The organism is Micromonospora sp. DT62 (assembly GCF_049847285.1).
GTDB lineage: Bacteria > Actinomycetota > Actinomycetes > Mycobacteriales > Micromonosporaceae > Micromonospora > Micromonospora reichwaldensis.
Genome location: NZ_JBNCOB010000031.1, coordinates 43,905 through 69,410, shown reverse-complemented (window position 1 = coordinate 69,410; position 25,506 = coordinate 43,905). Strand labels below are relative to the sequence as shown.

Below are 25,506 nucleotides of genomic sequence, written 5' to 3'. Positions count from 1 at the left end.
CTTGTTCGGGGGATGTCCGCCGTATCCTGGGGTCATGACGGTCAGGCCACAGGTGGGCGACACGCCCCGCACGTGTGACGGGGGCGTCGCCCGGGCCTTCGCGTTTCTCGGCAAGCGGTGGAACGGCATGCTCCTGAGCACCCTCGCCGACGGGCCGGCCGGGTTCGCCGAGCTGACCCGTGCTCTGCCCGGGATCAGCGAGTCGGTGCTCTCCGACCGGCTGGGCGAGCTCGTGCGGGTCGGGTTGGTCAGCCGCAGCGTCCGGCAGGGTCCCCCGGTGGGGGTGAGCTACGAGCTCACCGGGCCGGGCGCGGCGCTGCTGCCGGTGCTCGACGCGTTGGGTCGGTGGGCGCACGAGAACCTTCCCGCCGAGCCGGAGGCGGCCACCCCGCCGGGCTGCTGAGCACGCCCGGCGCCGGGCGGAGCGCCCCGGGTGTGTGATCATCGGCGGATGCCGGTACGCGCCGAACACGACCGGACCGTCCTGGCCGCGCTGCTCGGGCGGGACCCGGTGCTGCACGCGTACCAGTTGGGTGACCTGGACGACTTCTTCTGGCCGTACACCTCCTGGTTCCGCCGGGACGAGGAGGTGGCGTTGCTCTACCACGGCGCGGACCCGCCCACGTTGCTGGCGTTCGCGGCCCCGCCACGGGTGGACCGGCTGGCGGCGCTGCTGCGCCAGCTGGCGCCGGTGCTGCCGGCCCGCCTGTGGGCGCACCTGTCCCCCGGCCTGGAGCCGGCCCTGGCCGGGGTGTTCCGGATGGACGCGGCCGGCCCGCATTACCGGATGGCGCTGACCGATGTGGCGCGGTTGGACGCGGTGGCTCCGGCGGGATCGGTGCTGGACGCCGGCGACCTGCCGGCGCTGCGGCGGCTGTACGACGTGGCCTACCCGGGCAACTGGTTCGACCCGCGGATGCTCGACACCGGCCAGTACGTGGGCGTGCGCGACGGCGGTGAGCTGGTGGCGGTCGCCGGGGTGCACGTGTTCTCCCCGGCGTACCGGGTGGCGGCGCTGGGCAACGTGACCACCCATCCCCGGCTGCGCGGGCGGGGGCTGGCCGGTGCGGTGGTGGCCGCGTTGTGCCGGCGGCTGCGCGGGCACGTCACGCACGTCACGCTCAACGTGAAGGCGGACAACGCGGCGGCGTTGCGGCTCTACGGGCGGCTGGGCTTCACCCGGGTGGCCGACTACGGCGAGTACGCGCTGCGCGCCCACGACAGGTGAGCGCCGCGCGGGCCGGGTGCCGTCCCCGCCGGCGCGGCGCGCGGGCCGGGTCAGCCGCGGCGGCTGGGTGAGTCGAAGCGGCCGGCGCGGATCTCCCGCAGCGCCTTGCGGCGGGTGTCGCCGCGCAGGGTGTCGACGTAGAGGCGGCCGGCGAGGTGGTCGGTCTCGTGTTGCAGGGCCCGGGCGAGGAAGCCGCTGCCGGAGATGGTCAGCGGCTCGCCGTGCTGGTCGAAGCCGTGGGCGGTGGCGTGCAGGGCGCGCGAGGTCGGGAAGTAGAGGCCGGGGATGGACAGGCAGCCCTCGTCGTCGTCCTGCAACTCCTCCGACAGTTCCAGCGTCGGGTTGACCAGGTGGCCGCGGTGGCCGTCGGCGTCGTAGACGAACACCTGGGCGTTGACGCCGATCTGGGGGGCGGCGACGCCGGCGCGGCCCGGGGCGCCGAGCAGGGTGTCCATCAGGTCGGTGACCAGGGCGCGCAGTTCTGCGTCGAAGCTGGTGACGGGCTCGCTGGGGGTGCGCAGCACGGGGTCACCGATGATCCTGATGGGGCGCATCGTCATGTCGGCCAGGTTATCGCTCGCCGGTCGTGGCGGCGGCATCCGGGCGGGTGGCGACGAGGACCTCGATGCCGTCGAGGATGCGGGCCAGGCCGAACTCGAAGGCGCCGTGGGGGTTGGCGGCGGCCTGGTACTCCTGGCCGGCGGCGGTGCCGACGCGGGCGGCGAGGGGGTAGCGGCGCGGGTCGAGGGCCTTCTCCAGGTAGGGGGCGTGGGCCTGCCACCACTGCTGCTCGGTCATGCCGGTGCGCGCGGCGGCCTGGGCGGCCTCCACGGCGCTGCGCACGGCGCCGTGGACGTAGCCGGAGACGAGGGTGACGACGGCGTCCATCTCCAGGTCGGTCAGGCCGATGCCGTCGACGGCGCGCAGTTCGTGCTCGTAGCGGGCGATGACGTTGGGGCCCAGCGGGGGGCGCGTGGTGGCGACCTGCAGCAGCCAGGGGTGGCGCAGGTAGAGCGCCCAGGTCTCGCGGGCGACGTGGGTGAGCCGCTCCCGCCAGCCGCCGGGCACGTCGTCGGGGCGGGCGGTCTCGCCGTAGACGGTGTCGAGCATGACGTCGAGCAGTTCGCCCTTGCCGGGGACGTAGGTGTAGAGGGACATGGTGCCGACGCCGAGTCGTTCGGCGACGCGGCGCATGGACAGGGCGGCGAGGCCCTCGGCGTCGGCCACGTCGATGGCGGCGCGCACGATGCGGTCGACCGACAGGTCGGGCCGGCCCTTGCGGCTGGTGCGTTCGCGGGTACGCCAGAGCAGGGCGAGGCTGCGCGCGGGGTCGCCGGTGCCGCTGTACTCGGTCGTCATCCCGGCACTGTATCGTCCGCCGTACCGTATGGCGTACGGTACGCTGTACGGGTCGAGTGGATGGAGGGCGCGGATGCACGACGACGGACCGGCCGTCGAGGCGGAGGGACTGCGCAAGCGCTACGGCGGCACGCAGGCCCTCGCCGGCCTCGACCTCACGGTGCCCGCCGGCACCGTGTGCGGCCTGCTCGGCCCGAACGGGGCGGGCAAGACCACGGCGGTACGGGTGCTGAGCACCCTGCTGCGGCCCGACGCCGGTGCGGCGCGGGTGGCCGGCGCCGACGTGCTGCGCCACCCCGAGCGGGTCCGTGCCCGCATCGGCCTGGTCGGTCAGCACGCCGCGCTCGACGAGGTGCTCAGCGGCCGGCAGAACCTGGTCCTGTTCGGCCGGCTGCACCACCTCGGCGGCGCGCGGGCCCGCGCCCGGGCCACCGACCTGCTCGCCCGCTTCGACCTGACCGACGCCGCCGACCGGCCGGTCGGCACGTACTCCGGCGGGATGCGCCGGCGCCTCGACCTCGCGGCGAGCCTGATCCTCGACCCGCCGGTGCTCTTCCTCGACGAGCCCACCACCGGCCTCGACCCGCGCGCCCGGGCGCAAGTGTGGGACGCGGTGCGCCGGCTCGTCGCCGGCGGCACCACCGTGCTGCTGACCACCCAGTACCTGGAGGAGGCCGACCAGCTCGCCCACACCGTCCGGGTCGTCGACGCCGGGCGGGTCGTCGCCGACGGCACCCCGGAGCAGCTGAAGACCGCCCTCGGCGGCGACCGCGTCGACGTCGTGCTGACCCGCGCCGACGACCTGGACCGGGCGGTACGCGTCGTCGGCGCCGCCGTCGCCGCGACCCCGCTCGTCGACGCGGCGGGCCTGTGCCTCAGCGTCGCCGTCACCGGGCGGGTGGCCGCGCTGGCCGCCGTGCTGCGGGCCCTCGACGACGCCGGCCTCACCGCCGCCGACGTCGCGGTGCGCCGCCCCACCCTCGACGAGGTGTTCCTGCGGCTCACCGACGGCGACTCCCCCACCACCCGCCCCGACGAGGACAGGGTGGGCGCATGAGCACGACGGGCGTGCACCCCGCGCCGCAGCGCCTGCGCTGGGCCGTCGCCGACGCCGTCACCCTCACCGGCCGGGCGCTGGCGCACTGGCGGCGCCAACCCGGGCAGTTCGTCGTCGGGCTGCTCTTCCCGGTGCTGATGGTGCTGATGTTCGGCTACCTGTTCGGCGGCGCGATGAGCGTGCCCGGCGGCGGCGACTACCGGGAGTTCCTGCTGCCCGGCATGTTCGCCATGACGGTGCTCTTCGGCATCGAGTCGACGTACGCGGCCGTGGCCACCGACACCGCGCGCGGTGTCACCGACCGGTTGCGGTCCCTGCCGATGACGCCCTCGGCGGTGCTCACCGGCCGGGCCGCCGCGGACCTGCTGCACTGCGCCGCCGCTCTGGTCGTCATGCTCGCCTGCGGGGTCGCCGTCGGCTGGCAGTGGCGGGCCGGGGCAGCGGCGGCGCTGGCCGCCGTCGGGCTGCTCCTGCTGCTGCGTTTCGCCCTGATCTGGGTCGGCATCCATCTGGCGCTGGTGCTGCGCACACCCGAGTCGGTGGTGGTGCTGCAGATCCTGGTCTGGCCGGTCGGGTTCACCTCCAACGCGTTCGTCTCCCCCGACACCATGCCCGGCTGGCTCGCCGCCGTCGCCGGGTACAACCCGCTGTCGGCGACCGTCGCGGCCTGCCGGGAACTGTTCGGCAACCCCGGCTGGGGCGGCGAGTCGTTCGCCGCGCAGCACGCCGTCGCGCTCGCTGTGGCCTGGCCGCTGCTGCTGACGGCCGTGTTCGGGCCCCTGGCGGTACGCCGGTACCGCGGGCTCGGCCGGTGACGGACGTCCGAGCCGGTGGCGTCACAGTTGCTGGCCGGTCCGGGGGTCGTAGCTCACCTCCACCGCCACCACCTGGTCGGTGGGCAGCACCTCGATCCACTGGTCGAAGATCTCGTACGGGGCCGCCGGGCGGAAGCCGCCGTCGAGCGGGTCGAACCCGTTCTCGAAGACCTTCTCGGCCACGAGGGTGTTGGCGATCTGCGTGTTGTCCTTCTGCAACTTGAGCGCGAGGATGTTCAGGACCTGCCCGACCGTCTTGTTCCGGTACTCCTCGGGATCGCCCTCCTGGAACGGGTAGGCGAGCCCCAGTGCCGCCTGCCCCTCCACGTTGGCCTGCTTGAGCCACTCCAGCGCCGCCTGTTCGCGCCCGGGTCGCACCGGCAGGACCGCCTTGGCCCACGCGGCGTTGAGGAACTCGTTGCGGCGCGCGTCGCCGTCGGCCTGGATCAACCAGCCCAGTGAGCTGCCCGAGGGGGCCGGCTGGGTCTGCTCGGTGATGAGGTAGTTCACCCGCCACTCGTCGGAGACCGTGCCGTCCGGATTCATCGCGTTCGTCTTGTCGGTGTGGGAGTACCAGGTGACCACGGTGCGGTCCGCGAGGACGCTCGGGTCGCGCACCGGGTACTTGCCGAGGCTGCTCTGGGTGGGCGGGGCCGGCGCCGGCGGGGTGGTGGGTGGCGGGGTGACCTCGCGGGGCCGCCAGTAGTCCGGTGCCACGAAGTACAGCATCTCGTCGACGTCGAAGATCTGCCGGAGCAGCTCCGAGCCCAGATACAGGTCGGCGAACAGGTCGAACGGCTTCAGCTTCTGGATCAGGCTGCCGTAGATCGCCTGGCGTTCCTCGGTGCGCAGGTCCTGCGACGGCCGGGGGCGCATGGCGCTGAGCAGACCGAGCCGGTCCCGCACGGCCGAGGCGTACGCCGTGCGTTGCAGCTCCGCCACCTGCGCCTGGTAGGCCTTCAACTCCTCGTGGTAGCGGTCGTGGGCCTCGTTGGTCTGCGGTGGGTCCCACGTGACGTCGAAGGTCAGGCTGATCGGGCTGAGGTCGCCCGAATTGAAGAACTTCGCGAAGACCGCGAAGCCGGTCTGCTCCTGGTTGGCGCGGATCAGGTCGGGCACGAACGCGCGACCCGGTGCGACAGAGACGAGTCGCGCGTCCTTCAGCTTGTAGCCCCGCTCGGGCGGCGACGGAGTGAAGTCGATGCGGGCCACGGCGTGGATGGCGTTGTCGTGGTCGGTGATCCCCTCGGCGTCCGGAGGGGAATGGTGCACGAACTCCATGTTCGCTTCCGGCGGGTCCTGGGTGTCCCGCACCTTGCGGATGGGGAACGTCCCGGTGAACGGGGTCGTCCTGGCCACGAGCGGCGGTGGCGGCTCCGGCTTCCGCAGCGCGGTGAGGTCCGGCGCCGCGACGAGGTGCACCAGATCCCCCAGGCCCAGGTTGCGTCCCGGCGCGGGCAGGTACACCTGCCAGCACAGCCGCCCGCCGATGTGCTGCACCTGCACACCGACCTTGCGCATCTTGCGCCGCAGCTCGTAGTTCACCAGCTTGCCCGTGGTGTTCTGCACGAGGTAGCGGCGGCTGGACAGGTCGGTGCTCTCGGTCACCGTCTTGAACGTCGTCTTGTAGTTCCTCTTGATCTCGCTGGTGACCTTCGCGCTCTGCGTACGGGAGTGCTTGTGGGTCTCCTCCGAGGACCGCTTCACCGTGGCGTTCAGGCTGAAGCTGGCGCTGGCGTCCGCGTGGTAGACACCGACGTTGGCGCCGCCGGAGGCGCTGATGCCGAGCTTGGTGTCGTTGGCGTTGTCCTCCTTGACCGCGTTGGCGATGTCCTCCTGCTCCGTCAGGCTCTCCTCGACCTTGCGGGTGGTCTCCTCGAACTGCTCGGCGGTCTTCTCGACCAGGGTGCGCCGCGTGCTGGTCTCGACGAGTTCCACGGTGCCGCCGGGGCTGAGCCACAGGTGCCCGGCGGGCGGACCGAGGAACGTGTCGAACTCGAAGAAGTACTGCCGGAAGAGATTCACCAGCCCCACCGGCGAGAGCACCCCACGGATCGGGGCGTCGAAGTGCTCCGCCAGGGCGGTGAGCGCCGCGTCGTCGAGCGTGCTCGCCGCCTCGGCCCTGGCGAACGATGCGTGGCTGAGATCCACCAGGGCGCGGTCGGTGGCGCCGTGGGCGACGCGCAGCGCGCTCTGCATGCCGAACCAGCCCGCCAGCGGCTGGTAGATGCCGAACAGTTCGCTGGCGTACGGCAGGGTGCCGGCGAACGCGGTCAGGGGCCGGCCGGTGTGCGCCGGCGGGCCGTTGACGGGCGCGGTCAGCACCTGCGCCGGAGCCGGTGTGCCGCCGGGGACGGTGGCGAAGGGCAGCGGAACCGGCGACTGGCCGGTCACCAGCTTGACCAGCAGCGTCTCGGCGGTGGCCTCGGCGACCGGAGCGACGAACGAGATGGTCTGCGTGCCCGCCGAACTGGTGACCCGGCCGGCGTACTGACGCGACGAGCCGGCCTCGCGGATGAGGAACATGTTGGCCAGCGCGGGGGTGTTCGGGAACTCGCTGGGGTCCCGGACGTCCATGTCGCGTGGCAGACCGAGGGCGATCCGCTGGTTGGCCGGGATCTCCCCGGGCGGGTTGGGCTCGATCGTGTAGGACCAGATCCGGTAGCCGGGGTCGGCCCCGGCGACGGGAGCCTTGCCGCTGAACGTGACGGTGATCGCCATGATGCCCCTTCGGCCGATGCGCGGGGGTGACGCCCGGATCGTACGGTCTGCGACGGGCTCGCATCCTGCGGTAATCGGATGTCCGTCTGTCCCTGTTCCGCCGCGCGGGCCCGGCGCAGGCGGGCTAGGGACGCGTCGCCGGCGCCCGGCCGAGTGTGGTCATCGACAGGGCGTGCGAGAACCCGATCCGGGGGATGGTGTGGTGCGGGTCGAGGAACACCGGCAGCTGCGGTCCCGAACTGCCGTTCACGTACGGGTTCGACACCCGCAGGTCCGTCCAGCGGGCGTTCTGCAGTAGCCGCGCCCAGAACGTGCCCCGTGCCGGTGGCGTCGGACGGTCGAGGTCGAGGCCGCCGCCGCGCAGGTCCTTCCACACCGGATGGGGGTCCGTCAGCGGGTCGGGCGGGCCGGTGTCCCCCGAGTGGTAGCTGCGTACGACCCGGCCCGGGTCGTGGTTGAACCACACCCGCAGCAGGTCGAGGTAGGCGCGCCAACCACCGGTGCCGCTGTGGTGGCCGTCGAGGTCCCACACCTCGCGAAACGCGCGGGCCCACTCCCGGCGGCCGTCGGTGCCGCCACCCATCGGCACGCCCCAGAGAGTGGAGTTGAGCCCGACGGGAAAGGTGAGGTCGGACATGAGGGCCTTGACCGCACCCATGCCCTGGCTGAAGCCGGCGACCGCCACCTGCCCGACGCCGGGCACCGCGCCGAAGTCACCGGAGTAGAGCGGCGGGAAGATCGTCCGCAGGTTGGGCCCGGCCAACTCGTACGTGGTGGCGTCGGGCTTGCGCAGCCCTAGGCTGCTGGTGCGGCACTGCCGGTGCAGGAACACCGCGACCTCACGCAACATTCGCAGCAGCCCCTCGCCGGTCGCGAACGGCCCCCACTGCCCCTGCGGGAAGAGCGGCATCACCAGCACCGAGCGGTTGCCCCAGCCCAGCGACTGGAAGGCGAGGAAACCCTCGTCGAGAAGGTGCTTCTTGGCCAGGTGCAGGTACTCCTGGATCGGTGCCGCCGCGTTGACCAGCCCGTACGGGTACCGGGCGGTGTAGTCGCCGGTGCTGGGGCTGCAGTAGACGACGAAGTCCAGACTCGTCACGGGCTTGGGGTCCGGCAGGTTCGGCGACACCACGGCGACGACGAACTTCGGATCGGACTGCGTCGCGGCGTACTCCAGGAAGTGGAACCGGCTCAACGCCGCGATGTTGACCGTGACCTCACGTTTCTCGCCGAACCGGTCCCAGCCCGCGTCGGTCTCGGCGGCGGCCGCGGGCTTCAACAGCTCCCGGTTGGCCTGACGGAACGTCAGCGTGTTGTTGTAGTGCCCCGCGTAGGTGTGGATCCTGGGGTTGCCGGGCCAGCCCACGACCCGTGCGGCCCTCGGGTCGCGCCCTCTGCTGGCCATGATCCGCGTGACGTCGGCATCGGACAGCGCGACGACCGGCGACGGGTCCATCCGCCCGAGTGTCACGGTCATCGTCACGTCGTCGCCGGAGACCGCGCGGCGGGCGAGGGAGTTGTCCCACGTCGCGGAGCGCATGTCTCCGGTGAAGGTCACCCGCTCGGCGACGTACGCCGGATGGCTGACCCGGATCTGCGGCACCGTCGGCTGGTGGGACACGACGGTGCTCCAGCGCCCGGCCCCGTCCGTGGTCCCCTGCCCTGCGTCGAGCACGACGAGCGCGCCGGGCACCGCGCCGAGGTTGGCGTCGACCACGCGGACGGTGAGGGTGATGGCCACCGGCACAGTCTGCAACCGTTGGCCGGTGCACGTCAGGACAAATTGCCGACATCGGGTGCGGAGCCGGCACGCGGGGCCTGCGGGTGGGTCGGCCGCCGTCGGTGTGGTGCGGCCGGCGGCGGGCCCGGGTCCGGGGCGGGCGGCAGGCCCGCGTCGGCGATGCGTTGGCGCAGCGGCCGTCGGCGCACCGCGGCGAGGACCCCGTGCAGCACGTCGGCCAGCGGCACCGCCAGTTCCGCGTCCAGTTCGCGTATCGCGGCGGTCGTCGCCGCCCACTCCGCCTCGATCAGCGGAAGCAGCTCGCGGGCCCGGTCGCTGAGGTGCACGATGCGCTGCCGGGCGTCCGCCCCCGCGGTCAACTCGACCAGGCCGGCGCGGGCCATCTGCGCGACGGTCTGGCTGGCCGCCGAGTGGGTGACCCCGACCCGGCGGGCCAGGTCGCGGATGGGCAGTGGGCCCTCGGCGACCAGCACCCGCAGCGGTGGCGAGAACCGGGGCCGGTAGTCGGGCAGGCCCCGTTCGGCGTAGACCGCGGCGACGTCGCCGTCGAGCACGTCGAGCACGTGCCGAAGCAGCGTGCCCAGGGCCTCACGTTCAGGTACGGCTGTCACTCCGCTAATGTAACAGCGCTGTTGTATCGATGATGACGAAGGGGACGACGATGGCGCAGCGGTACCCCCCGATCGAGCCGTACGCGCACGGGATGCTCGACGTCGGCGACGGGCAGCGCGTGCACTGGGAGACCTGCGGCAACCCGGACGGCAAGCCCGCCGTGGTGCTGCACGGCGGTCCCGGCTCCGGCTGCACGCCCGGCTGGCGGACCCTGTTCGACCCGGCCCGCTACCGGGTGGCCCTGTTCGACCAGCGGGGCTGCGGCCGCAGCACCCCGCACGCCGCCGACCCGGACCTGGACCTGTCCACCAACACCACCGACCACCTGATCGCCGACATCGAACTGCTGCGCGAGCACCTCGGCGTGGACCGCTGGCTGGTGCTCGGCGCCTCCTGGGGCGCCTCCCTCGCCCTGGCGTACGCGCAGCGGCACCCGCGACAGGTCAGCGAGCTGGTGCTGTTCAGCGTGACCGCCGGCACCCGACGGGAGATCGAGTGGATCACCCGGGACATGGGGCGGATCTTCCCGGCCGAGTGGGCGCGTTTCCGTGACGGCGTGCCGCCGGCCGACCGCGACGGCAACCTGGCCGACGCGTACGCCCGGCTGCTGGCCGACCCGGACCCGGCGGTGCGCGAACGGGCGGCGCGGCAGTGGTGCGACTGGGAGGACAGCCACGTCGCCACCGCCCCCGGCCACCGGCCCGACCCCCGCTACGACGACCCGGTGTTCCGGACGGTGTTCGCCCGGCTGGTCACCCACTACTGGCGTAACGGATGCTTCCTGCCGGAGGGGCAACTGCTGCGCGAGGCGGGGCGGCTAGCCGGCATCCCCGGCGTGCTGCTGCACGGCAGGCTCGACATCAGCAGCCCGCCGGAGGTGCCGTGGCAGCTGGCCCAGGCCTGGCCCGACGCCCGGCTGGAACTGCTGGAGACCGCCGGGCACGGGGCGGGCAACGGCATGGCGGAGCGGGTCGTGGCGGCACTGGACGACTTCGCCGAGCGCCGCTAGGCACCCGCGCCGGCTACGGCACCATCCAGGACAGCAGGGGCGTCGCCTGCAGCCCGACCAGCACACACATCAGGGCGAGCAGCAGCACGCTCGGGCCGAACATCCGCCGGAACAGGTCGCCCTCGCGGCCGGTGAGTCCGACCGCGGCGGCGGCGATCGTGAGGTTCTGCAGGCTGATCATCTTGCCGAGGGTGCCGCCGGAGGCGTTGGCCGCGGCCAGCAGGACCGGATCGAGGCCGGCCCGCTGCGCCGCGGCCACCTGCAGCGCGCCGAACAGGGAGTTGGACGACGTGTCCGAGCCGGTCAGGGCGACGCCGAGCCAGCCGAGGACCGGCGCCAGCACGGCGAAGAGGCCGCCCGCGCCGGCCATCCAGACGCCCAGCGTGGCGACCTGCCCGGAGGCGTTCATGGTGAACGACAGCGCCAGCAGCCCGACCACCGTCAGCACGGCCCACCGCAGTTCGAACAGGGTGCGCCCGTAGAGCCCGACGGCCTCGCGCGGCGGCACCCGCAGCAGCGCCACCGTGATCAGGCCGGCCACCAGCAGCAGCGAGCCGGGGGCCGCGAGCCAGGCGAACCGGAACGTCGTCAGCGGTGACGGGTCACCGGAGGCGGTGACGACGTGCAGTCCGGGCCAGGAGACCGCGAGGGTGCCGGCGTCGAGCAACCGCTTGACGGCCGGCACCTGGGAGACGGCGAAGACCGCCACGATCGTCGCGTACGGCGCGTACGCCCGCCAGCGGGATCCCGCCGGGGCCGGCGTGTCGGGCTCCGGCGGCAGGTCGCCGTCGCGCTCCGGCGGCCCGCCGCCGACCGGCACGGCAACCGTCCGCCGCACCGCGCCACGGCGGACGACGAGCAGCAGGACGCCCGCCCCCGCGAACGCGGCGGTGATGTCGGCGAGGGTGGCCGTCAACCAGTTCGCCGTGACGAACTGGGCCACCGCGAAGGCACCCCCGCACGCCAGCGCCGGACGCCACAGCTCGCGTACGCCCCGGCGGCCGTCGGCGACGGCGAGCAGGACCAGCGGGACGACGACCGCGACCACCGGGACCTGCCGGCCGGCCATCATGCCCAACTCCGTGGCGGGCAGCCCGGTCACGCCGGCGAGGGTGGTGATCGGCAGGCCGAGGGGTCCGAAGGCGGCCGGCACCGTGTTGCCGACCAGCGCCACGGCGGCCGCCCGCAGCGGGGTGAAGCCGAGGGCCAGCAGCATGACCGTGGTCACGGCGACCGGCGTGCCCTGCCCCGCCAGGGCCTCGAGCAGCGACCCGAAGCAGAACGCGATCACCAGGGCCTGCACGCGGCGGTCGTCGCTGATCCGGGCGAAGCCCTGCCGCAGCGTGTCGAAGTGCCCCGTGTGCACGGTCAGGCGGTGGATCCAGATCGCCGTGCCGAACGTCCAGACGAGCGGGAAGAGGGCGAAGGTGGCGCCCTGGCCGGCGGCCAGCAGCGTCTGCGGCAGCGGCATCCCCCACAGCCACCAGGCCAGCACGACCGCCACGCACAGCGCGCCGAACGCCGCCACCCAGGCCCGCGTACGCACGACTCCGAGCAGTACGAACAGCGTGAGCAGGGGCAGCGCGGCGCAGGCGGCGCTCAGCGCGAGCGACCCACCGACGGGTTGCAGGGGTTGCTGGTACATCGGGACCGCCTTGGCTGCGCACGCCCCCGGCCCGGGTGGCGTGGAGTACGGCCCATCTCACCGGACGCGGCCGGCGCGGCGCCTCTTCCAACGTGCGCAGCCCGGCCGGTGCGACCCGCGCCGCTCAGCCGCCAACGAGTGTGGCGCGCACCGGGGCGGCCTTCGCGGCGGCCTCGGCGACCTCGGCGTCGGGATCGCTGCCCCACGTGATGCCCCCGCCCGCCCAGACGTGCACCCGCTCGGCGTCCACGGCGGCGGTGCGGATGGTCAGGCCCAGGTCGATACGGCCCGGGGCGACCCAGCCGAGCGCGCCCATGCTGGCGCCCCGCCCGACCGGCTCCAGCGCGGCGATGCGGTCGAGGGCGGCGAGCTTCGGAGCGCCGGTGACCGAGCCCCCGGGGCAGACCGCGCGCAGCAGGTCCGCCAGGCCGAGCCCGTCGGCGACCGCCGCGGAGACCGTCGACTCCGCCTGCCACAGGTCGCACCACCGGCGTACGGCGAACAGGTCGTCGACGCGCACGCTGCCGGTGCGGGCGACGCGGGCCAGGTCGTTGCGTTCCAGGTCGACGATCATCACGTGCTCGGCGCGTTCCTTGGCGGAGGCGAGCAGTTCCGCGCGGCCGGCGGCGGTGGCCGGCCGGGTGCCCTTGATCGGCCTGGTGATCAACCGCCCGTCGGTCAGCTCCACCAGGGTCTCGGGGCTGGCGCAGCCGATCGCCCAGCCCGCCCCGGCGAGGGTGCCGCCGTAGCGGGCGCCGGGCAGCGCGGCCAGCCGGCTCAGGGCCGGCAGGGGGTCGCCGGTGTAGCGGGCGGCGGCGTGGCCGACGACGTTGACCTGGTAGACGTCGCCGCGGCCGATCGCCGCGCGGACCGCGGTCACGGCGTCGGCATGCTGGCGGGGCGTCCAACTCTCCGCGAAGGCGCCGCGCCACCAGGGGGTGGCGGGCGCACCAGTGGCGGCGACTGCTGCGCCGGGCGGCGTGCCCGGGCCGTGGCCGTAGACGACCACGGCGACCTCGGGAAGCCCGGTCACGGGGTTGGCGGCGCCGGCCGGCGCGCCGACCAGGGCGGCGCCGGCGGCCGCGGAGACGTAGAGAGCGGCCCCGCACATCCCGGCCGCGTCGTGGCGGCCGGCGGGGCGGGCCAGGTCGTGCAGCGGCAGGCCGTGCGCGGCGAGGAACTCCTCGGCCCGCGCCGCCGGGTCGCCGCCGTCGGCGGGCCGCCACTGCCAGCGGGCCCGCTCGACGAGGGTACGGCGGCAGCCGGCCGGCGCTCCCGGCGTGCCGACCGTCAGCCCTGGGAGCGTGTCCACGCCGTCCGGCCCATCCTGCCTCATCCGTTCAGTGGATTTCGGAAAAACGACGCGCATACCTGCTCGATGCCGGCCACTTTCGCTTGGTACTGTGCGTCACTGGTCATGTGAACCATGACACAGTGCCCCCACAGTCCGGAGATCCCGATGTGCCAGCACCAACCCACCTGCCCCTCCGCCGAAGCGACCGACCGGGACGCCGCCCGAGTCCTCGCCTGCTTCCCTGAGCAGGGCTGGAGCCTGCTCTGCAACGGTGTCATCGTCTTCGAGGACACCGGCGAACTCCTCCCCGACGGCAGCAGCATCGCCCCCCACCGCGGCCCCGCCCGACACGCCCTCGTAGCCTGACCCCTGTCACGCTACGTAACGCCTTTTACACTCGTCGATCTCCAGGCTGGTCCCCCGGTCGGGACACCCCCCAACCTGGTCGACGCACCCGCCGGGGCGGCACCACGACCGCCCCGGCGTCACGGACGTCAGTCCTCGAACGCCTCCGGCGCCGGGCAGGAACACACCAGGTTCCGGTCGCCGTACGCGCCGTCGATGCGCCGCGCCGGCGGCCAGTACTTCCCGGCCCGCCGCACCCCGGCCGGGTACGCGCCCACCGACCGCGGATACGGATGCGGCCACTCGTCGCCCGACACCATCGCCGCGGTGTGCGGAGCGTTGGCCAGGGGGTTGTCGCCCGCCGGCCACTCCCCCGAGGCCACCCGGTCGATCTCCGCCCGAATGGCGATCATCGCGTCGCAGAACCGGTCCAGCTCGGCCAGGTCCTCGCTCTCGGTGGGCTCCACCATCAGCGTCCCCGCCACCGGGAACGACATCGTCGGCGCGTGGAACCCGTAGTCGATGAGCCGCTTCGCCACGTCGTCCACGCTCACCCCCGTCGCCTTCGTCAGCTGCCGCAGGTCCAGGATGCACTCGTGCGCCACCAGGCCCTTGTTGCCCGCGTACAGCACCGGGAAGTGCCCGCGCAGCCGCGCCGCCACGTAGTTCGCCGCCAGCACCGCCACACCGGTGGCCCGCACCAGCCCCGCCGCGCCCATCATCCGCAGGTACGCCCACGGGATCGGCAGGATCCCCGCCGACCCGTACCGCGCCGCCGAGATCGCCGGCCGGCCGTCGACGTGCACGCCCAGCGGATCGCCCGGCAGGAACGGCGCCAGGTGCGCCCGCACCGCCACCGGACCCACCCCCGGACCGCCGCCGCCGTGCGGGATGCAGAACGTCTTGTGCAGGTTCAGGTGCGACACGTCCGCCCCGAACTTCCCCGGCTTGGCGAACCCGACCAGCGCGTTGAGGTTCGCCCCGTCGACGTACACCTGACCGCCGGCGTCGTGGACCTTCGCGCACAACGACGCGATGCCCGTCTCGTACACCCCGTGCGTCGACGGATACGTCACCATGATCGCCGCGAGGGCGTCCCGATGCTTGTCGATCTTCGCGTCGAGGTCCACCAGGTCGATGTTGCCGCCGTCGTCGCAGCCCACCACGACGACCCGCATGCCCGCCATCACCGCGCTGGCGGCGTTGGTGCCGTGCGCCGACGACGGGATCAGACACACGTCCCGGTGCGCCTCGCCCCGCTGGCGGTGGTACGCCCGGATCGCCAGCAGACCCGCCAGCTCACCCTGCGAACCGGCGTTGGGCTGCACGCTGACCGCGTCGTAACCGGTCACCTCCGCCAGCCACCCCTCCAACTGGGAGATCATCTCCCGGTAGCCGGTGGTCTGCGCGTCCGGCGCCAACGGGTGCACGTGCGCGAACTCCGGCCAGCTCACCGGCTCCATCTCGGTGGTGGCGTTGAGCTTCATCGTGCACGACCCGAGCGGGATCATCCCCCGGTCCAGGGCGTAGTCGAAGTCCGACAACCGCCGCAGGTAGCGCAGCATCGCCGTCTCCGAGTGGTGACTGCGGAACACCGCATGGGTGAGGAAGTCCGACGTACGGGCCAGCGCCGCCGGCAACGCGTCCTCGACCGGCGCGTCCGCCACGGCCACCGGCCGCCCGGCCACGACCGCCCCGAACGCGTCGCACACCTTCCGCAGGTGCGCGGGGGTGGTCGTCTCGTCGCAGGACACCCCCACGTGGTCGGCGTCGACCAGCCGCAGGTTCACCCCCCGGGCCGCGGCGTCGGCGACCACCGCCTCGGCGCCGCCGGGCACCCGCACCAGGACGGTGTCGAAGAACGCCTCGTGCACCACCTCGACGCCGCCGACACCCCGCAGCGACGCCGCCAACCGCACGGCCATGTCATGGGTACGGCGGGCGATGCGCCGCAGCCCGTCCGGGCCGTGGTAGACGGCGTACATGCCGGCCATCACCGCCAGCAGCACCTGCGCCGTGCAGATGTTGCTGGTCGCCTTCTCCCGCCGGATGTGCTGCTCCCGGGTCTGCAACGCCAGCCGGTACGCCGGGTTGCCGTCCGCGTCACGTGACACGCCCACCAGCCGGCCCGGCAGCATCCGCTCCAGCCCCGCCCGTACCGCCAGGTAGCCGGCGTGCGGCCCGCCGAAGCCCATCGGCACGCCGAAACGCTGGGTGGTGCCGGCCGCGATGTCGGCGCCGATCTCCCCCGGCGCGCGCAGCAGCGTCAGCGCCAGCAGGTCCGCCGCCACGGTCACCAACGCCCCGACCGCGTGCGCCGCCCCGACCAGACCCGCCTGGTCACGCACCGCCCCGGACGCCCCCGGGTACTGCAGGTGCAGCCCGAAGAACTCCGCCGGCAACTCGTCGCGCCCGGTGTCGACGATCCGCACGTCGATGCCGAGGGGCTCGGCCCGGCTGGTGATCACCGCGATGGTCTGCGGCAGGGTGTCGGCGTCGACCACGTACACCGGGCTCCTGCTCTTCGACGCGCGGCGCGCGAGCGTCATCGCCTCCGCCGCGGCGGTGCCCTCGTCGAGCATCGACGCGTTCGCGGTGGCCAGCCCCGTCAGGTCCGTGACCATGGTCTGGAAGTTCAGCAGCGCCTCCAGCCGCCCCTGGCTGATCTCCGGCTGGTACGGCGTGTACGCCGTGTACCAGGCCGGGTCCTCCAGCACGTTGCGGCGGATCACCGCCGGGGTGTGCGTGCCGTGGTAGCCCAGACCGATCATCGACACGACCACCGTGTTGCGGGCCGCCAGGGCCCGCAACTCCGCGAGGGCGTCGTGCTCGCTGGCCGGCTCCGGCAGGTCCAGGGTGCCGTGCCAGCGGATCACCTCGGGAATCGCCGCGTCCATCAGCTCTTCGACCGAGCCGTAGCCGACGGCCTCCAACATCCGGCGCTCGTCGTCCGGCTCCGGGCCGATGTGGCGGGCGGCGAACTGCTCTGCGGTCATGGGCGGCGCTCCCGGGGGGCGAGGTCGACAGGTCGGCCTCCCCCTCTGTCGCGCCCGCGGGGCGCTCCACAGTGCCTGCCCACGAGGTCCTTTTGCCTGAGAGGTTCCGGGGAGGATTTGCCCCTTCGGCGCCGCCCGGGATGCTGCTGGGCGGTCTCTCCCACGTGAGTGCTGCCGGCATGGTCAACGCTACCAGCGCCGCACCGCCCACCGGCGGTCGTACCCCCGCCGGCGACGACCGTCGATGACCGGCCGGCCCGCGCCCCCGGCGGGCCGCTACCGGCCGACGCCCGCCAGCCCCGCGGCGGCGTCGCCGGCCGTCCGGTCGGCCAACGCCGGCAGCAGCCGCCCCAGCGGCGCGTTGACGGTCAACGCCGCATACCCGTCGCCCCGGGTCGGGCCCTGGTTGACGATCACCACCGGAATGCCCAGCTTCGCCGCGCGCACCACGAACCGGCGACCCGACATCACCGTCAACGACGAACCCAGCACCAGCAGCAGCCGCGCCCGCGCCACCAACTCGAAACAGCGGGACACCCGGGCCGCCGGCACCGTCTCCCCGAAGAACACCACGTCCGGCTTCAGCATGCCGCCCCGACAGAACGTGCAGTCGACCGTACGGAACCGGGCCACCTCGTCGTCGGCGAGATCCACGTCACCGTCCGGGTTGACCGCCGCGACCCGCGCGTCGAAGCCCGGGTTCGCCTCCCGCAGCCGCCGGTCCAACTCCTCCCGCGACGTCCGGTTACCGCAGCCCAGGCACACCACCTCGTCGAGGCGGCCGTGCAACTCCACCACCCGCGGGCTGCCCGCGGCGGTGTGCAGCCCGTCCACGTTCTGCGTGATGATCCCCTCGACCAGCCCGCCGGCCTGCAGCCGCGCCACCGCCCGGTGCCCCTCGTTCGGGGCCGCCCGCGCGATCATCCGCCACCCCAGATGGCTGCGCGCCCAGTAGCGCCGCCGCGCCTGCGCGTCACGCGTGAACACCTGGTACGTCATCGGGGTGTGCCGCCGCGCCGCGCCACTGGGCCCCCGGTAGTCCGGGATGCCCGACTCGGTGGACAGGCCCGCCCCGCTCAACACCACGACCCCACCGCCGGCCACCAGGCCGGCCAGCGCGTCGACCGTCTCCGTCACCCGTCCATGCTGCCTCAGGCGACGACCCGACGGCGAACACGGCCCGCACACCACACGCCGCCCGGCCCACCGGCACCGGCAGCGCCGTCCGGGCGCGCCGCACCCCGACGGCGGCTAGGTTGGCGGTATGCGCGTCGTCATCGCCGGAGGACACGGCAAGATCGCCCAACTGACCCACCGCGAACTCGCCGGCCGCGGCGACACCGCCGTCGGGCTGATCCGCAACCCCGACCACGCCGCCGCGCTGCGGGCCGCCGGCGCCCAGCCCGTCGTCGCCGACCTCGAACACGTCGGCGCCGACGAACTCGCCGCCCACCTCGAGGGCGCCGACGCCGTCCTCTTCGCCGCCGGCGCCGGCCCCGGCAGCGGCGCCGCCCGCAAGGACACCGTCGACCGGGCCGGCGCCGTCCTGCTCGCCGACGCCGCGCGACGCGCCGACGTCCGCCGCTACCTGCTGCTGTCCTCGATGGGTGTGGAAGGCGAACCACCCGCCGGCACCGACGAGGTGTTCGCGGCGTACCTGCGCGCCAAGAAGGCCGCCGAGGACGACCTGACCGGCCGCGACCTCGACTGGACGATCCTGCGACCCGGCCGGCTCACCGACGATGCGCCCACCGGGCGGATCACCCTCGCCCGACACGCCCCCGCCGGCGCCGTGACCCGCACCGACGTCGCCCGGGTCCTCGTCGCCCTGCTCCACCACCCGCACAGCGCCGGCGCGATCCTGGAACTCGTCGGCGGCAACACCCCCATCGCCGACGCCGTCGCCGCCGTCGACCGCCGCTGACCCGCCTCCCCGCGGGCAGGCGACGCCGCTACTCGCCGAGCACGGCCCGCAGTTGCGCGCCGACCGCCCCGGCCGCCTCCGCGTCGGACCGCAACTGCTCCGACTGCTCCGACAGGTACGCATGCCACCGGCTCAGGTGCTGCTGCGCCGTCGCCACCGCCGCCACCAACGCCGCCTGCCGGCCCTCCAACTCCCGCACCTGCCGCCGCAACTCCTCGCCCCCCGCCCCCGACGGGCCGGCGACACCCCCAGCCAGCACGTGCGCCTCGGCGATGATCTCGTCGGCCTGCCGCCGCGCCTCCGCGATGATCTCCGCACCCTCCGCGCTGGCCTCACCGATCGTCCGGTTCGCCTCGTCCTGCGCCCGCACCGCCAACTCGATCACCATCGGATCCGGGCCCTGCGCGCCGGTGCTGGGCAACGCACCGTGACGCAACATCTCCACCTGCCGCGCCAGGCCCTCATTCTCCCGCCGCAACCGGTCCACCTCACCGCCCAACAGCGCCAACCGCTCGTCGGCCGACCGGGCCAGGCCCGCCACCTCATCCGCCGACAGCCACCGGTCGCCCCGGAACCGGCGCGCCTCCAACGCGCCCACGGCCCGGGTCAGCTCACCGTGCGCATCGGCGACCACCCGGTCGCCGTGGTCGACACTCATCGCACACCCGTCCAACTGAAGTCGTCCGGCGCGGCGGCGGCAGCGCCCGCCAGCGGCGGATACAGGGAATGGTCGTAACTCTCCACCAGGATCCGCTCCGGCGGCACCCCCGACGCCGTCAACGCGGCAACCGTCGCCCCGGTCATCTCCGGACCGCCACACACCAGCACCTCGGTGTCGTGCCACGGACCCAACCGCACCGCGGTCTCGCCGGCCGTGCCCACCGCCCCCTGCCACTGCCAGCCGGACTCCACCGTCGGCACGTACCGCAGCCACCCGGACTGCCACGACTGCGCCGACGCGGCCGCCGCCAACTCCCGCAACGCCACGTCGTCGTACAGGTCGTCCGGGGTCCGTCCCCCCACCACCAGCGTCGTCGAGCGCCCCGGACCCAGCCGCAACGCCTCCACCACCGCCCGCAGCGGCGCCACCCCGGTGCCCCCCGCCACCAGCAGCAACGGCAGGCCCGGCGACCGGTCGTACGACGACAACGCCGTCCCCACCGGCGAGCCCAGCAGCACCCGGTCACCCTCCCGCAGCCTGCGCACCAGATGCGTGGAGAACCGGCCCGCCGCCCGCACGTGGAACTCGATCGTCCCGTCCGGACGCGGCGCGTTCGCCGGCGACAGATACCGCCACGTCCGCAACTGCGGCACCTGCACCGGCAGCGACTGCCCCGGCAGGTACTCACACAGGTAGTTCGGACGGACCGTGAACACACACACGTCGGCCCGCCGCCGCTGCACCGCCAGGACCTCCGCCTCCCAGTACGGCGGCGACGTCCGCTCCGCCTCCACCGCCCCGGCCAGCATCAACCGCGCCACCAACTCGTACGCCGCGGCCCACTCGGCGTGCAACTGTGGCGTCCACCGTGGACCCAAGAACCGCTCCAACGTCGCCAGCAACGCCTGCCCGACCCGGATGTAGTGCCATTCCGCCAACGGCACCGGCCGGCCCTGCCGATCCTCGCCCTGGAATCGCCGGTGATCGGCGCCCAACCGCTGCGCGAACGCCGTCACCTCCCGCTCGTCGTCGACATGGGTGACGATGTGCCCCAACGCCGCCAGCAACTTGTCCTGCTGGTACTGCATGTTCGTCGGGAACATCGCACGCGTCTCCGGCGCGATCAGGAACAACGTCGCGTAGAAGTACTTCGCCGCCTCCGGCCCGGCCACCGAGAGCTGAGCCCAACTCTGACGCAGCGCCACCACGTCCATGCCTCAGCCCTCCCGCCGACGGGCCACGTCGTGCCGCTGCCGCAGGGACAGCGCCTCGACGCCCACCGAACCGTACGCACGACCGGTCTGCCACAGGTTCGGGTTCGGCACCCGGGTGTCGTAGTACCGGTGGTGCACCGCGTGCAACGCCGCCCACCCCACACTGCCGTTGAGCCACGACCAGTCGCCGTGCACCGGCCGGCCCGCCCGCTCCTCCTGCGCGCAGAACCGCATGAACAGCTCCGACTCCGTGTGCGGATCCGACACCCGCACCCCCGCCGAACGGAACGAGTGCAGCACCGCCTGGTTGATGACCAGAGCCGCGTGCTCCCGCCACAGGGTGTCCTCCCGCGAGGTGTCCAACCCCAACCCCCGCGCCACCGGCAGCAACTGGTCGTACCGGTCCCCGTCACCCATGTTCCGGGTGCCGACCTCGTCGCCCAGGTAGTGCCCGTTGAACGGGGCGCAGCTGTAGTCCACCCCACCCACTCGCAACCGCATGTTGCTGATCACCGGCAGCGCATGCCAGCGCAACCTCAACTCCGCGAACCACGGATACGCCGGATGCGTCAGGGCGACCTCGCGCACGAGCTCCCGCGGCGTCTCCACCCACGTCGGATCCTCGTACGCCGTCTCCACCACCCACGGCAGCAGATCGAACCGGCCCGGCACCGGCGGCGGATGCCACCCCAGCGCCCGCACCGCGTCCGTCATCGCCACCTGCGCCGGATCACCCAGGACCGACCCGTCGTCCATCCGGTGCCCGCAGTAGCGGATCAGCTGGTCGTTCCAGAGCCGCGCCCGCGGACCCACCCCCGGCCGGTCCGGCGCGAACACCGTCATCACCGACTGGATCCGCCCGCCGTTGTCCGCCACCGCCAGATGCCGCGCCAACTCCCCCGCGATGCCCGCCACCGTCGTCACCCCACGGCGGTCGCGGACCCTCAACCCCGCCCACCGGACCCGCCCCACGCAGCGCGCCGACTGCCGCCACGCCACCCTCGCGCCGTGCACCAACTCGTCGCCGGTGTGCCGGTACGTGCCGGTCACCGCGATCTCCTCCCGCACCCGCGCGACCCGGTCTGCCACCCCCGGCAGCCGACGCTCCTCGTGGTACAGGTGCAGGAACTCCACCGCCTCCGCCGTCACGTCCACCAGCGAGTCGGACGCGTGCGGCACGGGACAACCCCCCGCGCCCCCGGCCCGCACGTCGGCACCCGCCGCCATCGCGCCGGCATCCACGTCGGTCTGCACTTCGCTTTCAATCCGATCGTCGGGCAAGCGTCGCCGCCCGCTGCCTGCGTCGTCGCGTGACACCGGCCCGCAACTGCCCACACCGACGGACAGCGACCACGTGCGAAACAGGCGCAACGACGCAGACAGGATTGCCATGATCGTCAGGAGTGTCAACAAGCCGACAGGTCAGGACGTGGCGCACGCCACACGACCACAGGCCTCCACGCCACAGCCGACCGGACGGTTCGGTCATGGACGACGATTACCGGCAGCGCTGGTGACGCGAACCACCGTCGTGCAGCGAACCCGGTACGGGCCGGACGGATCAGCCCGAGTAACCCAGCGAACCGCGCGCCGGCCGGATCAGCCGAGCCGCCGACCCTCAGCCAGCCCGGCGCCGCGCCCGACGCGCCGCCAACTCGTCACCCACCGGCTCCGCCGCCACCTGCGGCTCCACCGACGTCGCCGGCTCAGACGGCAGGTGCGACAGGGACCCCTGGATCTCCTTGAACGCCCCACCGATCGCGATACCGAACACGCCCTGGCCACCCTGCAACAGGTCGACCACCTCCTCCGGCGACCGGCACTCATACACGGTCGTGCCGTCGGAGATCAACGTGATGCCCGCCAGGTCCGCCACCCCACGGGAACGCAGCGCCTCGATCGCCTTCCGGATGTTCTGCAACGACACCCCGGCGTCCAGCAGCCGCTTCACCACCTTCAGGACCACCAGGTCCCGGAACGAATACAACCGCTGCGTGCCCGAACCCGAAGCGTCGCGCACACTCGGCACCACCAACCCGGTGCGGGCCCAGTAGTCCAACTGCCGGTAGCTGATCCCCACCGCATGGCAGGCCGTCACGCCCCGGTAGCCCACGGCACCGTCACCCTCGGTCGCCCACCCCGGCGGCGTCACACCCGGCTCGTCCAGCTCCGTACCTGGATCGGGATCTCGCGGCTCGTGCATCCGGACAACCTCCCCGCCAGTGCGGTGACACGTCGCTTCCGGGACGTGCACCCCTCGACACGGCAACCCTATAGCCGCCTTGAAGAATTGCCCCGCAGAAGCCGCCGCGACACGCCGCGACACGACAACGAAGATCACCCACAGCACCGGAACATCACTGAACGTGACATCCCGAAGAAGACCGGACTCAGCCGGCGAAGTCCTCCGGACGCACCTGGTCCAGGAACTCGCGGAACTTCTCCACCTCGTCCTCCTGCTCGTCCGGGATCACGATCCCCGCCTCGCTGAGGACCTCCTCCGCACAACGAATCGGCGCACCCACCCGCAACGCCAACGCGATGGAATCACTCGGCCGGGCCGACACCCGCACCCCGTCCCCGAGCAACAGATCGGCGTAGAAGACGTTCTCCTTCAACTCCATGATCTCCACCGCCTGCAACGGCGCCTTCAACGCCGCCAACACGTCCCGCAGAAGATCGTGGGTCAGCGGCCGGGCCGGCTTGACCCCCTGCTGCTCATAGGCGATCGCCGTCGCCTCGACCGCACCGATCCAGATCGGCAGATAGCGGTCCCCCTCGACCTCCCTGAGCAGGACGATCGGCTGGTTGCTGGGCAGCTCCACCCGAACTCCGACCACGCTCAGCTCGCGCACCGCCGCCTCCGTGTCGTTGTCACCTACGCCGCACCGCGCCCTTCCCTGCACGGTACACGGACCGCGACACGGCCGTCCCATGCGCTACCCGCACACGCCCGCGCCAGAAAGGGGTTACCCCGGCAAGCCTACGACACGCTTCCCGGGGAAGATCTTTCCGCACGGCCCCCGCCGGATCACCGACCCAACGTCGACCGCAACCCCACCCGCACCAACGCCGCATGCAACTGCTGCGACAGCGCCACCAACTCCCGCGCCGTCTCCGCCGCCCGCGCCCGCGCCGCCGGATCACTCTGCCGGGCCAACGGCGTCAACAACTGCGCGAACAGACCGGCCTCCCGATCCGCCGCCGTACGGAACGCCCGCAGATGCCGCGGCTCCAACCCGTACGCCGCCAGACCCGCCACCGCCTGCGCGATGATCAACGCGTCGTCGTCGTACCAACCCGGCGGATCCGACACCACCACACCGAGGCGCTCCAACTCGCCCAGCGTCGACTCGTCGATCCCACTGCGCGCCACCAGGTCCAACCGGCCGAGCCGCACCTGCGGCGACCCGACCGGCTCCTCCGGCACCCGCCCCGGAACCTCACCGTCCGGACCCACCGCCACCAACGTCGGCCGCTGCCGACCCGGCGACTCCCCGGACGCGTCCCACTGCGCCAACTGATCACGGATCACCCGCAACGGCAGATACTGGTCCCGCTGCGCGGTCAGCACGAACCGCAACCGCGCCACATCGTCCCAGCTGTACTTCCGGTAACCCGCCGCCGTCCGCTGCGGCTCCACCAGGCCCTCGGCCTCGAGGAACCGCAACTTCGAGATGGTCACGTCCGGGAAATCGACCCGCAGCTGACCCAGCACCTCACCGATACTCATCAGCGGGCGCGCACGGGCCGCCTCGGGCGGCGTGGAGGCCGCAGGCTCGTTCACCCCCGGCCGGCCCCCTCCTCGGGACGCGGACCGGCGATGAACACCACCCGGAACTTGCCGATCTGCACCTCGTCACCATTGCTCAACGTGGCCGCCTCGACCCGCTCCCGGTTCACGTACGTGCCGTTCAGGCTCCCCACGTCCCGCACCGTGAACGTCCCACCGTCACGGTGGAACTCGGCGTGCCGCCGCGACACCGTCACGTCGTCGAGGAAGATGTCACTGTCCGGGTGACGGCCACTGGTCGTCACATCGTGATCCAGCAGGAACCGGGCACCCGCATTCGGACCCCGGCGAACCACCAGCAGCGCCATACCCGGCGGCAACGAACCGGACATCCGGCTCGGCACCACATCGGTGTCCGGCCCCTCCAGCACTTCGTCGAGCGAACCGAGATTGAGCGTCGAAGTGACGTCGAGTGGGGGGAACTCGTCGTCTGGGCGCGTCATGGGACCACCTCACGGATCTGTTCGGTCGGCGTCGGGTAATGGCGGGTCTGGCCGCCGGGCAGTGCAACACCCGGCGGCTGGCTCCCCGTGCCCGGAAAGGCAATTCCGCAACGCTGAACTATTTGGTTCTCGGTCGACTGGGCGAGCCTAGCCAGCGCCGAAATGCAGGGCAACCGGACGCGCGGAACACCCGCCACGCCCGAAGGGGACGCACTCAGCTCTCGGTGAGCTCACGATACGCGTCCGCAGACAGCAGACCATCGACCGCCGCCGGATCGTCCGGGGTGATCTCCAGCAACCAACCCGCACCGTACGGATCAGTGTTGATCACCTCAGGGGTGTCGCCGAGCGCCTCGTTGCGCGCCGCCACCGTACCGCTGAGCGGGGCGTAGATCTCCGACACGCTCTTCGTCGACTCGATCTCACCCAACGACTCACCGACCGCCACCACCACACCCGCATCAGGCAGCTGGACATACACGATGTCACCCAGGGCGTCCTGCGCGAAGTGCGTGATGCCGACCCGGACAGTGCCGCCGCCGTCACCCGCCACCCACTCGTGCTCGGCGGTATACCGCAGATCCTCAGGAATCACCAGACGCGTCCTTCATCCATCGGCGCACCGGAAACCCGGTGCGGGCCGCGCCGG

Annotated in this window: 24 protein-coding genes and 1 riboswitch; of the genes, 7 read left to right on the top strand and 17 right to left on the bottom strand. The window is 73.0% G+C overall.

Features of this window, described 5'->3' with window-relative positions; genetic code table 11:
• Nucleotides 1–34 precede the first annotated feature (34 nt).
• Nucleotides 35–403 (top strand): winged helix-turn-helix transcriptional regulator, encoded by a 369-nt coding sequence (locus ACPXCB_RS28435; protein WP_425878922.1) that lies wholly within the window; start codon nt 35–37, stop codon nt 401–403.
• Nucleotides 404–451: 48 nt separating this feature from the next.
• Nucleotides 452–1,228, top strand: a complete 777-nt coding sequence (locus ACPXCB_RS28430) for a GNAT family N-acetyltransferase (protein WP_425878921.1) — start codon at nt 452–454, stop codon at nt 1,226–1,228.
• A gap of 50 nt (nt 1,229–1,278) precedes the next feature.
• Here the strand turns inward: ACPXCB_RS28430 and def are convergent, their stop codons facing one another.
• Both def and ACPXCB_RS28420 read right to left on the bottom strand, forming a co-directional pair.
• Nucleotides 1,279–1,788 (bottom strand): peptide deformylase, encoded by a 510-nt coding sequence (gene def, locus ACPXCB_RS28425; RefSeq protein WP_425878919.1) that lies wholly within the window; start codon nt 1,786–1,788, stop codon nt 1,279–1,281.
• Between the two features lie 10 nt (nt 1,789–1,798).
• Nucleotides 1,799–2,587 carry a TetR/AcrR family transcriptional regulator gene (locus ACPXCB_RS28420; RefSeq protein WP_425878918.1) on the bottom strand — a complete coding sequence of 263 codons (789 nt, stop codon included), beginning with the start codon at nt 2,585–2,587 and terminating at the stop codon, nt 1,799–1,801.
• Between the two features lie 73 nt (nt 2,588–2,660).
• Here ACPXCB_RS28420 and ACPXCB_RS28415 point away from each other — a divergent pair, with 73 nt between their 5' ends.
• Together ACPXCB_RS28415 and ACPXCB_RS28410 are read left to right on the top strand one after the other, a co-directional pair.
• Complete coding sequence (locus tag ACPXCB_RS28415) at nt 2,661–3,644, top strand: ATP-binding cassette domain-containing protein (RefSeq protein ID WP_425878917.1); 984 nt, start codon at nt 2,661–2,663, stop codon at nt 3,642–3,644.
• Entirely contained in the window at nt 3,641–4,459 is an 819-nt protein-coding gene (locus tag ACPXCB_RS28410) for an ABC transporter permease (RefSeq protein ID WP_425878915.1), read from the top strand. The genes ACPXCB_RS28415 and ACPXCB_RS28410 overlap by 4 nt, the downstream gene beginning before the upstream one ends.
• A 21-nt stretch (nt 4,460–4,480) precedes the next feature.
• Here the strand turns inward: ACPXCB_RS28410 and ACPXCB_RS28405 are convergent, their stop codons facing one another.
• The 3 genes from ACPXCB_RS28405 to ACPXCB_RS28395 all read right to left on the bottom strand — a co-directional run bounded on the left by ACPXCB_RS28405 (nt 4,481) and on the right by ACPXCB_RS28395 (nt 9,532).
• On the bottom strand, nt 4,481–7,180 hold the full coding sequence (locus ACPXCB_RS28405) for a hypothetical protein (protein WP_425878914.1): 2,700 nt from the start codon (nt 7,178–7,180) through the stop codon (nt 4,481–4,483).
• Nucleotides 7,181–7,304: 124 nt separating this feature from the next.
• The gene (locus tag ACPXCB_RS28400; protein WP_425878913.1) at nt 7,305–8,921 is read right to left on the bottom strand and encodes a hypothetical protein; all 1,617 of its coding nucleotides are present in this window, start codon (nt 8,919–8,921) and stop codon (nt 7,305–7,307) included.
• A 32-nt stretch (nt 8,922–8,953) separates the two neighbouring features.
• Nucleotides 8,954–9,532 carry a MarR family winged helix-turn-helix transcriptional regulator gene (locus tag ACPXCB_RS28395; RefSeq protein ID WP_425878911.1) on the bottom strand — a complete coding sequence of 193 codons (579 nt, stop codon included), beginning with the start codon at nt 9,530–9,532 and terminating at the stop codon, nt 8,954–8,956.
• A gap of 50 nt (nt 9,533–9,582) precedes the next feature.
• Between ACPXCB_RS28395 and pip the strand changes: the two genes are divergently transcribed.
• Nucleotides 9,583–10,542, top strand: coding sequence for a prolyl aminopeptidase (gene pip / locus ACPXCB_RS28390; protein ID WP_425878910.1), 960 nt, complete (start codon nt 9,583–9,585; stop codon nt 10,540–10,542).
• A 13-nt stretch (nt 10,543–10,555) separates the two neighbouring features.
• On the opposite strand, the gene ACPXCB_RS28385 is transcribed toward pip, so the two are convergent.
• On the bottom strand, nt 10,556–12,187 hold the full coding sequence (locus ACPXCB_RS28385; RefSeq protein WP_425878908.1) for an L-lactate permease: 1,632 nt from the start codon (nt 12,185–12,187) through the stop codon (nt 10,556–10,558).
• A 124-nt stretch (nt 12,188–12,311) separates the two neighbouring features.
• Nucleotides 12,312–13,523: a chorismate-binding protein gene (locus ACPXCB_RS28380; RefSeq protein WP_425878906.1), complete on the bottom strand. Its 1,212-nt coding sequence runs from the start codon at nt 13,521–13,523 to the stop codon at nt 12,312–12,314.
• A 123-nt stretch (nt 13,524–13,646) separates the two neighbouring features.
• Here ACPXCB_RS28380 and ACPXCB_RS28375 point away from each other — a divergent pair, with 123 nt between their 5' ends.
• On the top strand, nt 13,647–13,847 hold the full coding sequence (locus tag ACPXCB_RS28375) for a DUF5999 family protein (protein ID WP_151456036.1): 201 nt from the start codon (nt 13,647–13,649) through the stop codon (nt 13,845–13,847).
• Between the two features lie 128 nt (nt 13,848–13,975).
• Here the strand turns inward: ACPXCB_RS28375 and gcvP are convergent, their stop codons facing one another.
• Nucleotides 13,976–16,822, bottom strand: coding sequence for an aminomethyl-transferring glycine dehydrogenase (gene gcvP / locus ACPXCB_RS28370; protein WP_425878905.1), 2,847 nt, complete (start codon nt 16,820–16,822; stop codon nt 13,976–13,978).
• Between the two features lie 74 nt (nt 16,823–16,896).
• Nucleotides 16,897–16,995, bottom strand: a riboswitch (glycine riboswitch).
• Nucleotides 16,996–17,098: 103 nt separating this feature from the next.
• Complete coding sequence (locus ACPXCB_RS28365) at nt 17,099–17,959, bottom strand: NAD-dependent protein deacetylase (RefSeq protein ID WP_425878903.1); 861 nt, start codon at nt 17,957–17,959, stop codon at nt 17,099–17,101.
• 127 nt (nt 17,960–18,086) lie between these two features.
• On the opposite strand from ACPXCB_RS28365, the gene ACPXCB_RS28360 reads away from it, so the two are divergent.
• Nucleotides 18,087–18,746: an SDR family oxidoreductase gene (locus ACPXCB_RS28360; RefSeq protein WP_425878901.1), complete on the top strand. Its 660-nt coding sequence runs from the start codon at nt 18,087–18,089 to the stop codon at nt 18,744–18,746.
• Between the two features lie 28 nt (nt 18,747–18,774).
• Here ACPXCB_RS28360 and ACPXCB_RS28355 read toward each other — a convergent pair whose 3' ends face one another.
• The 8 genes from ACPXCB_RS28355 to gcvH all read right to left on the bottom strand — a co-directional run bounded on the left by ACPXCB_RS28355 (nt 18,775) and on the right by gcvH (nt 25,452).
• Nucleotides 18,775–19,404, bottom strand: a complete 630-nt coding sequence (locus tag ACPXCB_RS28355) for a DivIVA domain-containing protein (protein WP_425878899.1) — start codon at nt 19,402–19,404, stop codon at nt 18,775–18,777.
• Nucleotides 19,401–20,621, bottom strand: coding sequence for a globin domain-containing protein (locus ACPXCB_RS28350; RefSeq protein WP_425878897.1), 1,221 nt, complete (start codon nt 20,619–20,621; stop codon nt 19,401–19,403). The genes ACPXCB_RS28355 and ACPXCB_RS28350 overlap by 4 nt, the downstream gene beginning before the upstream one ends.
• A gap of 3 nt (nt 20,622–20,624) precedes the next feature.
• Entirely contained in the window at nt 20,625–21,848 is a 1,224-nt protein-coding gene (locus tag ACPXCB_RS28345; protein WP_425878941.1) for a nitric oxide synthase oxygenase, read from the bottom strand.
• A gap of 391 nt (nt 21,849–22,239) precedes the next feature.
• Entirely contained in the window at nt 22,240–22,824 is a 585-nt protein-coding gene (locus tag ACPXCB_RS28340; RefSeq protein ID WP_425878896.1) for a MerR family transcriptional regulator, read from the bottom strand.
• Nucleotides 22,825–23,011: 187 nt separating this feature from the next.
• The gene (locus ACPXCB_RS28335) at nt 23,012–23,476 is read right to left on the bottom strand and encodes a bifunctional nuclease family protein (RefSeq protein WP_425878895.1); all 465 of its coding nucleotides are present in this window, start codon (nt 23,474–23,476) and stop codon (nt 23,012–23,014) included.
• Between the two features lie 176 nt (nt 23,477–23,652).
• Nucleotides 23,653–24,354: a MerR family transcriptional regulator gene (locus tag ACPXCB_RS28330; RefSeq protein ID WP_425878894.1), complete on the bottom strand. Its 702-nt coding sequence runs from the start codon at nt 24,352–24,354 to the stop codon at nt 23,653–23,655.
• Between the two features lie 50 nt (nt 24,355–24,404).
• Entirely contained in the window at nt 24,405–24,857 is a 453-nt protein-coding gene (gene odhI, locus ACPXCB_RS28325; RefSeq protein WP_089000305.1) for an oxoglutarate dehydrogenase inhibitor Odhl, read from the bottom strand.
• 214 nt (nt 24,858–25,071) lie between these two features.
• Complete coding sequence (gcvH, locus tag ACPXCB_RS28320) at nt 25,072–25,452, bottom strand: glycine cleavage system protein GcvH (RefSeq protein WP_425878892.1); 381 nt, start codon at nt 25,450–25,452, stop codon at nt 25,072–25,074.
• Nucleotides 25,453–25,506 lie beyond the last annotated feature (54 nt).

Coding starts and splice junctions, on each gene's coding strand:
- ACPXCB_RS28340 (WP_425878896.1), bottom strand. CDS start 22,824: ATGCACGAGCCGCGAGATCCCGATCCAGGTACGGAGCTGGACGAGCCG.
- ACPXCB_RS28380 (WP_425878906.1), bottom strand. CDS start 13,523: ATGAGGCAGGATGGGCCGGACGGCGTGGACACGCTCCCAGGGCTGACG.
- ACPXCB_RS28420 (WP_425878918.1), bottom strand. CDS start 2,587: ATGACGACCGAGTACAGCGGCACCGGCGACCCCGCGCGCAGCCTCGCC.
- ACPXCB_RS28385 (WP_425878908.1), bottom strand. CDS start 12,187: ATGTACCAGCAACCCCTGCAACCCGTCGGTGGGTCGCTCGCGCTGAGC.
- gcvP (WP_425878905.1), bottom strand. CDS start 16,822: ATGACCGCAGAGCAGTTCGCCGCCCGCCACATCGGCCCGGAGCCGGAC.
- ACPXCB_RS28375 (WP_151456036.1), top strand. CDS start 13,647: ATGTGCCAGCACCAACCCACCTGCCCCTCCGCCGAAGCGACCGACCGG.
- ACPXCB_RS28405 (WP_425878914.1), bottom strand. CDS start 7,180: ATGGCGATCACCGTCACGTTCAGCGGCAAGGCTCCCGTCGCCGGGGCC.
- ACPXCB_RS28355 (WP_425878899.1), bottom strand. CDS start 19,404: ATGAGTGTCGACCACGGCGACCGGGTGGTCGCCGATGCGCACGGTGAG.
- ACPXCB_RS28345 (WP_425878941.1), bottom strand. CDS start 21,848: ATGGCGGCGGGTGCCGACGTGCGGGCCGGGGGCGCGGGGGGTTGTCCC.
- def (WP_425878919.1), bottom strand. CDS start 1,788: ATGACGATGCGCCCCATCAGGATCATCGGTGACCCCGTGCTGCGCACC.
- pip (WP_425878910.1), top strand. CDS start 9,583: ATGGCGCAGCGGTACCCCCCGATCGAGCCGTACGCGCACGGGATGCTC.
- ACPXCB_RS28415 (WP_425878917.1), top strand. CDS start 2,661: ATGCACGACGACGGACCGGCCGTCGAGGCGGAGGGACTGCGCAAGCGC.
- ACPXCB_RS28330 (WP_425878894.1), bottom strand. CDS start 24,354: ATGAGTATCGGTGAGGTGCTGGGTCAGCTGCGGGTCGATTTCCCGGAC.
- ACPXCB_RS28435 (WP_425878922.1), top strand. CDS start 35: ATGACGGTCAGGCCACAGGTGGGCGACACGCCCCGCACGTGTGACGGG.
- odhI (WP_089000305.1), bottom strand. CDS start 24,857: ATGACGCGCCCAGACGACGAGTTCCCCCCACTCGACGTCACTTCGACG.
- ACPXCB_RS28430 (WP_425878921.1), top strand. CDS start 452: ATGCCGGTACGCGCCGAACACGACCGGACCGTCCTGGCCGCGCTGCTC.
- ACPXCB_RS28410 (WP_425878915.1), top strand. CDS start 3,641: ATGAGCACGACGGGCGTGCACCCCGCGCCGCAGCGCCTGCGCTGGGCC.
- ACPXCB_RS28360 (WP_425878901.1), top strand. CDS start 18,087: ATGCGCGTCGTCATCGCCGGAGGACACGGCAAGATCGCCCAACTGACC.
- ACPXCB_RS28350 (WP_425878897.1), bottom strand. CDS start 20,621: ATGGACGTGGTGGCGCTGCGTCAGAGTTGGGCTCAGCTCTCGGTGGCC.